The organism is Aliterella sp. E5.1 (genome assembly GCF_057473825.1).
The window spans coordinates 1-7123 of sequence record NZ_JBYCCV010000146.1 but is presented as its reverse complement, the minus strand read 5'-3'; the positions used below and the strand labels follow the sequence as shown (position 1 = coordinate 7123).

Below are 7123 nucleotides of genomic sequence, written 5' to 3'. Positions count from 1 at the left end.
ATTAAGCTTATTAACACTTTTGTATGAGGTAATACCGTGGCTTAATCAGGGTTTGTCCTATGATATTTTGCATTGTCACTTTGGTTGGAATGGGTTAAAAGGCGTTGCCTTAAAAGATGTTGGTGCGCTCCAAGGAAAGCTAATTACAACATTCCACGGTGTAGATGTAAATACAATACCTCAACAGAGTGGTAAAGATTATTACCTACGGCTTTTTCAAAAAGGGGATTTATATACAGTTAATACAGATTTTACAAAAAAACAGACTATAGAACCCATTTGGGATCTTGAGAGAGGGGGTAAGATGAGAAATAAATGCCGTACTCTAGCAGCCTAAGCGACAAAGAGTGGAAGGTCATTGAACCACTGTTACCTGAGAAAAAGCAAACCAGACCACCAAAGTGGACAAAGCGACAAATCTTAGATGGCATCTTTTATCAACTTAAGAACGGGTGTAACTGGTGCGACCTACCGAAAGACTTGCCGCCTTACAAGGGCGGTATTCTGGCACTACAAGCAATGGCGAGATGCAGGAGTGTTCGAGCAGATTATGACGACCTTGCACAGTAAAGTCAGGGTTCAGGTCAAAAAAAACCAAGGTGGACAAAGCTACTAATCATCGACTCGCAAGCGGTGAAGAATACGTGCAATGCAGGTGTAGGGTCGAAAGGGTTTTGTCATTACAAGTGCATCAACGGTATTAAACGCCATCTAGCGGTTGATACCCTCGGTCTGCCATTTTTCACCCACTGCACGAAAGCCAGTGTGAGCGATGACAATGGCTTGATTGAACTGTTAAGCCAGAACTTAGACTATTTTCGTGCCCAGCCTCTGAACATCCCAAAGATTACGATTCTGCTTGACCACGGCTATCACCCAGACAAGATTACAGTCGCATTGCAAGCGCTTTATCCTCGGATTATGACCAAGATCCGGTTTCAACTAGCACCCAAGCCCACCCCAGCCGAAAAAGCCGCTCAAGGGAAAACGGGATTTGTCTCAGTTGCAACTCGATGGGTAATTGAACGCTCCAACGCTTGGATGGAGCGTTGCAAGAGCTTGGTCAAAAACTTTGAGCGCACGCTCGCTCATGCCACAGCGAAGCTCAATCTCTGTTTCATCAGGCTGATGCTCAAGCGGCTGGCTCATGAGTAGATCCCAAATGGGTTCTATAGAAATGCAGCAACGCTTAATGCAAGCAGAACAAATGGTAGAACAAGAACGCCAACGAGCCGAAGCTGAACGTCAACGAGCAGATAAAATGTCAGAATATTTGCGATCGCGCGGTATCGACCCCGATAACTTAGACTAATAACTTGTTGATATCGCCAAAAGCCCGATAGAAGCCTCGCCCAGATTCAATTACCTCATCTACAACATATTGCGCCCCTTGTTCCCGAATATTTTTAGGAAATTGGACATTGAAGTTGGGATTATAGCCAGGAGAAACAACACGGATTCTCAAATTACTTCCTTGTTTGAAGCACTCAACAATTACTTTCCCTGTCGTCTCGGAAGTAGTTTCTAAGGACTGGCGCTTGGTAAGCGGAAGACTTGTTGCTAACTATTTGACGGCGGGTTACAGCACGTTTAGAACGGACACCCATAACTGCTATTTCGTAGCCTTTGCGGAGTTTCTCGTTGATTTTCTTCGTTGCTTCAGCTTTAGCTTTTTCTGCTGTTGGGTAACTTTTGACCTGAACTTGTCCGCGATCGCCTATCCTACCATAGCGAATCGATACTTCTGTGCCATTAACAATCTCTTCATAAAATTTGTGACTGCCTTCTGTCTGCGGCAGTTCTAAGTAAGTCTTCTCCTCTGCCATAATCTATTCCTTGTTGACTGCTGCATCATTTATAGCAACCAAAATTGACTTATGGGGAATCAAAGATTTCGCTTTTTTACTCCTGTAATTACACATTAATTACAGGAGTAAAGGTTACAAAGTGCGATCGCATCTTCACTGCAAATTAAATAAAACTAAGCACACACTTGTTGCACCTTTGGCAGATTGCTGACTTTATCCCACCACGTGCGGATTTTAGGAGTTTGCGCTGTAATTGCCTCAAACTCTGGAGTTTTGCTGAGGTAAACGAAAATAGGAATTAAGTAAAAATCGGCAATTCCGATTTCACTTCCTAGCAGATACGGGTTGCAAACAGCTATCGATTCAATTGCCTTCAATGCTGTTTGTGCAGGTGCGATCGCATTTTTTACTTTGTCTTCGTCAGTTTGCCCGCCCTGGCTCGGTATAATTAGGCGCTGGATAACGATTGTTGTCACTGCTGGCGCATAGAGATAGTTGTCAATAATTGCCATAATTTGGCGCATTCGCGCTTGGAGCATTGGAGTTGACAAGCTAAACTTATTGTTTACTAGAGCAGTATTGAGGTATTCAGTAATAGCACTTGTCTCATAAAGTATTTCGCCGTCAACTTCGAGAGTTGGCACTTTACCAAATGGATGTTTTGCTAAGTATTCCGGTGACTTTGTTTCACCACTGAAAATATCAACGGGTTTGAGATCGTATTCTATCCCTGCTTCTTCAAGTAGCAGTCGGACGGTACGGACGTAAGTGCTTTGAGGAATGCCGTAGATAGTAGGTTTTGCCATGATTTGTAAATTTTTAGTTACAAATCAACATTAACAAAAATACTCTGCCCGCAACCTTTAAATTTATTCAATCACGTTTCCTCTAGTTGCCTTAATTTCTCCTCGCTTACTTTTACTATCAAGCCGCTTTCTTTGGGCGCTACGAGACGGTTTGCTTAGTTTGCGGAGTTTGGGTACAACTATGGCGCTTTTAACCAAATCCTTCAATCGTTCTAGCGCTTCCTCGCGGTTCTGTTCTTGGCTGCGGTGTTCTTGAGCTTTGATGACAACTACACCATCATTTGTAATTCGGCGATCGCTCAATTGCAACAATCGCTCTTTGTAATAGTTGGGCAAAGAGGAAGCGTTAATATCAAAACGCAGATGAATGGCAGTTGCTACTTTGTTGACATTTTGACCGCCTGCACCTTGAGAACGAATCGCGCTCAACTCAATCTCGCCATCGGGAATAGTTACTGTTTTAGAAATTTGCACCATACTTTTATGTTATCTAGCTCTTGCAGTGCGATCGCTCTTAGCGCTACGCTTTGCGCAATCGCGCTGCCACCCCGGAATTAACAAAAACCAATTAGTAACTTAATTGAATGAAATTGGATCAGTGCAGAAATTTAATCACGGCTGTAGTAACTGCAATTGCAGCACCAGATGAAGCATCATGACCGCAATTGGGGATAATTTCTAATTTAGAGTTGGGGATGCGATCGCTTAGTTTTTTCCCATCGCTAGACGGATACCACTTGTCTTGCTCACCCCACAAAATCAGTGTTGGACACTTAATCATACCCAAAGCATTTTGAACTTTACTAATCAAGTTAGGTTTATTTGCTTGTAAATGCTCAATTTCCCGCGCTGCTATTTGCACTTCTTGGGCAACTTTGGCAACAGTACCGGGCAACTCAATAAATGGATAGCTGATCCAGTACAAATCTTCCGCAGTCAGCATTGATGGATCGTGTAGCACGCTGCGCCGTTCTATAGCCATAACTTCTTTGAACAAGGGTGCAAACAAGTAAGCCAGCCGCAAATGATCAATCGTTTGCACTAATTCCAGTGGCATTTGAGAGAGCGTCATCATTCCCCAATGAGGCAAGCGTTCGGGAAAAATCGGTACGTTTATTACTACTAAGCGTTCAATTAATTTTGGATACGCCTGAACAAGCGCCAAGCTAACTAACGCTCCTAGGGATTCGGCAACAATAATCGGTGGTTCATTACACAAGGCGTGAATAATTCGCTGAGTTTCAATGATTTGATGGTCAGGTCTTTCAGGGTGCATTAGCTTTTGGGAAAATCCATAGCCTTTAGCATCAAAACAAATTACTCGAAAATATTGCGATAATGGCTCGACGCAGTGCCGCCAATTGTAGCTCCAACTACCAATACCATGAACTAAAAATAGTGGTTTTCCTACTCCTTTTTCACCATAAGCAATTTGGACAGGATAGCCATTAGCGTCAATAATCGTTAGGGTTTGCCGCCCTTGAGGAAAGGTCTTTTGCCACCAGTCTTGCATCAGTTTTGTAAAAATTAAAATGAACTAGGTAAAGCTTGCTAAATTTTGTGTCCAAATACCGCACTACCAGCACTAATCAATCGAAACTGCCAGCAATAAGCTTCGCCAACCACGATCAATATGTTATCCTCATTACCCATAACTTGACGGCTGTATCTCCCAACTTTGATTTTGGCAGCAGGTCGTCACAATAACTCCCCAAAAGCCTAGGAGTGCATTTTACGCAGTATAGCGATCGCCATCGGTAGTTTAATCGCAATCCAATTGCTATCAGCGACTAATTTTTATATTACTTATATAAATTTTTACTAAATAGAAAACCTATATTCTGGCTATAGCCTAATGTTGTTAGGTATAGCAATCTTTTTGATATTAACTGGAGTAAGAACATGACTTACGTCAATATCGCACAAGATATCCAGAAGCATATTCCGCTAGTAGGAGATATCAATACTAAAAGCCCCTTAGCATATCAATTGACTCGTGGGACAGTTGAAATAGCTAATACTTTGCAAATGGCAGTAGCCGAGGCTTATATCAACGGATTAGAAGCTCCCGATTATGTTATGCAGAGTATTTTTAATACCTGTATGCCAGTCATGTTTCAGTATTTCCCTTCATTACTCGCACCTTATGACTGGGTATTAAACGAAACTGAGCATCTTGCAGAAGGGTCAAAGGATCTCATGAAGATTCAATACGATTTACCGCAAGCGATGTTAAATAAAATGCTGGGAGATGATCCACTCATTTATCCTAAATACAGCATGGGATTGTGGGAAAAGGGAGCATTAAATCTTGAGCAATCCCAGAAGATGATGATTGATGATGTAATTGAAAAACTAGATATCCAAGATGGAGACAATATTCTAGATTTTGGCTGCGGTTGGGGGTGCGTGCCTAATTATATTTTGTCCAATTTTCCTAATGTCAAATTTACAGGTCTGAATTTAAGTCACGAACAATGTGAATATATCCGCCACAAAATGCAAGACCCGCAAAGCTATCTTAGTTCCGGTAGATTTACCCTCCATGAAGGAGATTTAAACGATGCAATATTTGCAACAAAGTTCGATAAAATTCTCTCAATTGGTGTTTTTTGTCATGTTGGCAACTTAACCAATGCTTTTAAAAAATTAGCTTCATTTTTGAAAGATAACGGCAAAGTCTTTATTCATATCATCACCGTCCGCACGCCCAATCATATATCTAGCGTTTACACCCATCAATACATTTTTCCCCACGGTCGGTTTTGGAACTATGACGCAGTTCCTAGCCACAACCAGCACCTCAAAACTATTAAAAAATGGTACATCAATGGTTCTAATTACTCCAAAACCTTTGCTACTTGGCTAAACAACTTTGATAGCAATCAATCAAGCATCAAACAATTAGATTACGGCATGGATTATGCCAAATTTCGCCGAATTTGGCGGTTTTACTTGATGTGGTTTGTTTGCAACTTTGCTAGTTGTGACGGTGAGTATAATGGGAACGGTCAATTTTTAATGGTTCATACTTAATAATTGCTTTTAAGTCCAAGCCATCTATATATCTTGAGTGTCACAATCAATATATATAGAGTTTGACTGTAAATGCCGCCTTCTCCTACCTTTACCACCCAGCCTTGGAAAGAAACTTACAGCGAAATTATCGATGTTCGCTCTCCCGCCGAATTTGCCGAAGATCAAATTCCTGGAGCGATAAATTTGCCTGTACTAAGTGATGCGGAACGTGCGGAGGTAGGAACGATTTATAAGCAATCCCCCTTTACGGCACGTAAAAGAGGGGCGGCTCTCGTCGCCAAAAATCTATCCCAACACTTAATCAACTACTTTGAGTCAAAAGATAAACAATATCGCCCCTTGGTCTACTGTTGGCGCGGCGGACAGCGATCTAATAGTATGGCGCTAGTGCTATCGCAAGTTGGTTGGCAAGTTACGGTGCTTGAAGGCGGTTACAAAACCTACCGCGCCTACGTGCGCCAGCAGTTAGAAACTTTACCAGCACAATTTACTTACAAAATACTCTGCGGACTTACAGGTACAGGCAAAACTCATATTTTGCAGCAACTAAGTCAACGCCCAAGCCAGCAAGTTCTCGACTTGGAAGCTTTAGCCAATCATCGTGGTTCGCTTTTGGGGGAAGAATGGGCAAATAACCCTATTTCGCAACCTACGCAAAAACAATTTGAGTCGCTACTGCTGCAACAATTGCAAAGTTTTAATCCAAGTTTACCTGTGTGGGTAGAATCGGAAAGCAACAAGATTGGGCAAGTTCATTTACCGCCGTCTCTGTGGCAGAAAATGAAGCAAGCAAGCTGCACTGAGATTCAATTACCGTTGGATGCTAGAGTACAGTTCTTATTAAGAGCCTATGCGCACTTAGTAGAGAATCCTGAGATTTTGAAAGCTAAGTTGCAGTTGCTCAAACCTCGTTATGGCAAAGAAAAAATCCAGCAATGGGAGCAATCAATTGATGCTGGGTTGTGGAGTAAATTTGTCCAAGACTTATTGCAGTTTCATTATGACCCTAGCTATACCCAATCTATAGAACGAGATTTTAAAAAAACAAGTCAATTTTTACCCGTACCAGATTTATCAAAGGAGAGTATTGAAAACTTGTTGAATTATTTAGTGGCAGATGAGCCAGTTGAAAGAATATAGGAAAATTTGACTTTGTTTGGATAAGGTCAAAAATTGAAAAATTGGCGTAACTACAAGCTAGAACTCAAAAGTAGTTCTGATTATACCAATAACAATATCGTTGTTAGTTTGATTGTGATTGGGAGCCGTCAGCCAAATTAGACCAGGAGTAATGGCAATATTTTCTGTTAGCTGGTATTTGTAAAAGCCTTCAATATGTAATGATACCAAATTGCGTTCAAATATAGTAGAGTAGTGAACAACAAAGTTTGTCCTCAAACAACGAGTTAGGCAGGTGGATATGGGTCAAGTTACTCAAGCTTTTCCCCATTTAGAGCTAGAGGCAGTAAA

10 protein-coding genes and 2 pseudogenes are annotated in these 7123 nt (G+C 41.6%); 6 read left to right on the top strand and 6 right to left on the bottom strand.

Features of this window, described 5'->3' with window-relative positions; translation table 11 throughout:
• The 4 genes from AC2VE5_RS23375 to AC2VE5_RS23360 form a co-directional block, all read left to right on the top strand.
• On the top strand, nucleotides 1-337 hold a 337-nt coding region (locus AC2VE5_RS23375; protein ID WP_486890059.1), incomplete at its 5' end, for a glycosyltransferase.
• Nucleotides 316-570 carry a transposase gene (locus tag AC2VE5_RS23370; protein ID WP_486890058.1) on the top strand — a complete coding sequence of 85 codons (255 nt, stop codon included), beginning with the start codon at nucleotides 316-318 and terminating at the stop codon, nucleotides 568-570. The genes AC2VE5_RS23375 and AC2VE5_RS23370, both read left to right, overlap by 22 nt.
• 45 nt (nucleotides 571-615) lie before the next feature.
• Nucleotides 616-1155 carry a transposase gene (locus AC2VE5_RS23365; protein WP_486890060.1) on the top strand — a complete coding sequence of 180 codons (540 nt, stop codon included), beginning with the start codon at nucleotides 616-618 and terminating at the stop codon, nucleotides 1153-1155.
• On the top strand, nucleotides 1148-1312 hold the full coding sequence (locus AC2VE5_RS23360; RefSeq protein ID WP_486890057.1) for a hypothetical protein: 165 nt from the start codon (nucleotides 1148-1150) through the stop codon (nucleotides 1310-1312). Before AC2VE5_RS23365 ends, AC2VE5_RS23360 begins: the two co-directional genes overlap by 8 nt.
• Here the strand turns inward: AC2VE5_RS23360 and AC2VE5_RS23355 are convergent.
• From AC2VE5_RS23355 to AC2VE5_RS23335, 5 genes and pseudogenes are all read right to left on the bottom strand, one after another.
• Nucleotides 1304-1465: a hypothetical protein gene (locus AC2VE5_RS23355; RefSeq protein ID WP_486890056.1), complete on the bottom strand. Its 162-nt coding sequence runs from the start codon at nucleotides 1463-1465 to the stop codon at nucleotides 1304-1306. The two genes, AC2VE5_RS23360 and AC2VE5_RS23355, sit on opposite strands and share 9 nt — an antisense overlap.
• 61 nt (nucleotides 1466-1526) lie before the next feature.
• Nucleotides 1527-1826 (bottom strand): annotated as a pseudogene (locus tag AC2VE5_RS23350) (WGR domain-containing protein); the annotation flags it as partial.
• A gap of 155 nt (nucleotides 1827-1981) precedes the next feature.
• On the bottom strand, nucleotides 1982-2614 hold the full coding sequence (locus AC2VE5_RS23345; RefSeq protein WP_486890055.1) for a glutathione S-transferase family protein: 633 nt from the start codon (nucleotides 2612-2614) through the stop codon (nucleotides 1982-1984).
• Nucleotides 2615-2677: 63 nt separating this feature from the next.
• Entirely contained in the window at nucleotides 2678-3091 is a 414-nt protein-coding gene (arfB, locus tag AC2VE5_RS23340) for an alternative ribosome rescue aminoacyl-tRNA hydrolase ArfB (RefSeq protein WP_486890054.1), read from the bottom strand.
• Nucleotides 3092-3209: 118 nt separating this feature from the next.
• Nucleotides 3210-4127: an alpha/beta fold hydrolase gene (locus AC2VE5_RS23335; RefSeq protein WP_486890053.1), complete on the bottom strand. Its 918-nt coding sequence runs from the start codon at nucleotides 4125-4127 to the stop codon at nucleotides 3210-3212.
• A gap of 389 nt (nucleotides 4128-4516) precedes the next feature.
• Here AC2VE5_RS23335 and AC2VE5_RS23330 point away from each other — a divergent pair, with 389 nt between their 5' ends.
• Nucleotides 4517-5650 carry an SAM-dependent methyltransferase gene (locus AC2VE5_RS23330; RefSeq protein WP_486890052.1) on the top strand — a complete coding sequence of 378 codons (1134 nt, stop codon included), beginning with the start codon at nucleotides 4517-4519 and terminating at the stop codon, nucleotides 5648-5650.
• 72 nt (nucleotides 5651-5722) lie between these two features.
• Nucleotides 5723-6793, top strand: coding sequence for a tRNA 2-selenouridine(34) synthase MnmH (gene mnmH, locus AC2VE5_RS23325; protein WP_486890051.1), 1071 nt, complete (start codon nucleotides 5723-5725; stop codon nucleotides 6791-6793).
• Nucleotides 6794-6850: 57 nt separating this feature from the next.
• Here the strand turns inward: mnmH and AC2VE5_RS23320 are convergent.
• Nucleotides 6851-6997 (bottom strand): annotated as a pseudogene (locus tag AC2VE5_RS23320) (carbohydrate porin); the annotation flags it as partial.
• Between the last annotated feature and the right edge of the window lie 126 nt (nucleotides 6998-7123).

What these genes read in the sequence shown, in the direction of transcription:
- AC2VE5_RS23345 (WP_486890055.1), bottom strand. Translation starts at nt 2,614, where the DNA reads ATGGCAAAACCTACTATCTACGGCATTCCTCAAAGCACTTACGTCCGT.
- AC2VE5_RS23360 (WP_486890057.1), top strand. Translation starts at nt 1,148, where the DNA reads ATGAGTAGATCCCAAATGGGTTCTATAGAAATGCAGCAACGCTTAATG.
- AC2VE5_RS23335 (WP_486890053.1), bottom strand. Translation starts at nt 4,127, where the DNA reads ATGCAAGACTGGTGGCAAAAGACCTTTCCTCAAGGGCGGCAAACCCTA.
- AC2VE5_RS23330 (WP_486890052.1), top strand. Translation starts at nt 4,517, where the DNA reads ATGACTTACGTCAATATCGCACAAGATATCCAGAAGCATATTCCGCTA.
- mnmH (WP_486890051.1), top strand. Translation starts at nt 5,723, where the DNA reads ATGCCGCCTTCTCCTACCTTTACCACCCAGCCTTGGAAAGAAACTTAC.
- AC2VE5_RS23370 (WP_486890058.1), top strand. Translation starts at nt 316, where the DNA reads ATGCCGTACTCTAGCAGCCTAAGCGACAAAGAGTGGAAGGTCATTGAA.
- arfB (WP_486890054.1), bottom strand. Translation starts at nt 3,091, where the DNA reads ATGGTGCAAATTTCTAAAACAGTAACTATTCCCGATGGCGAGATTGAG.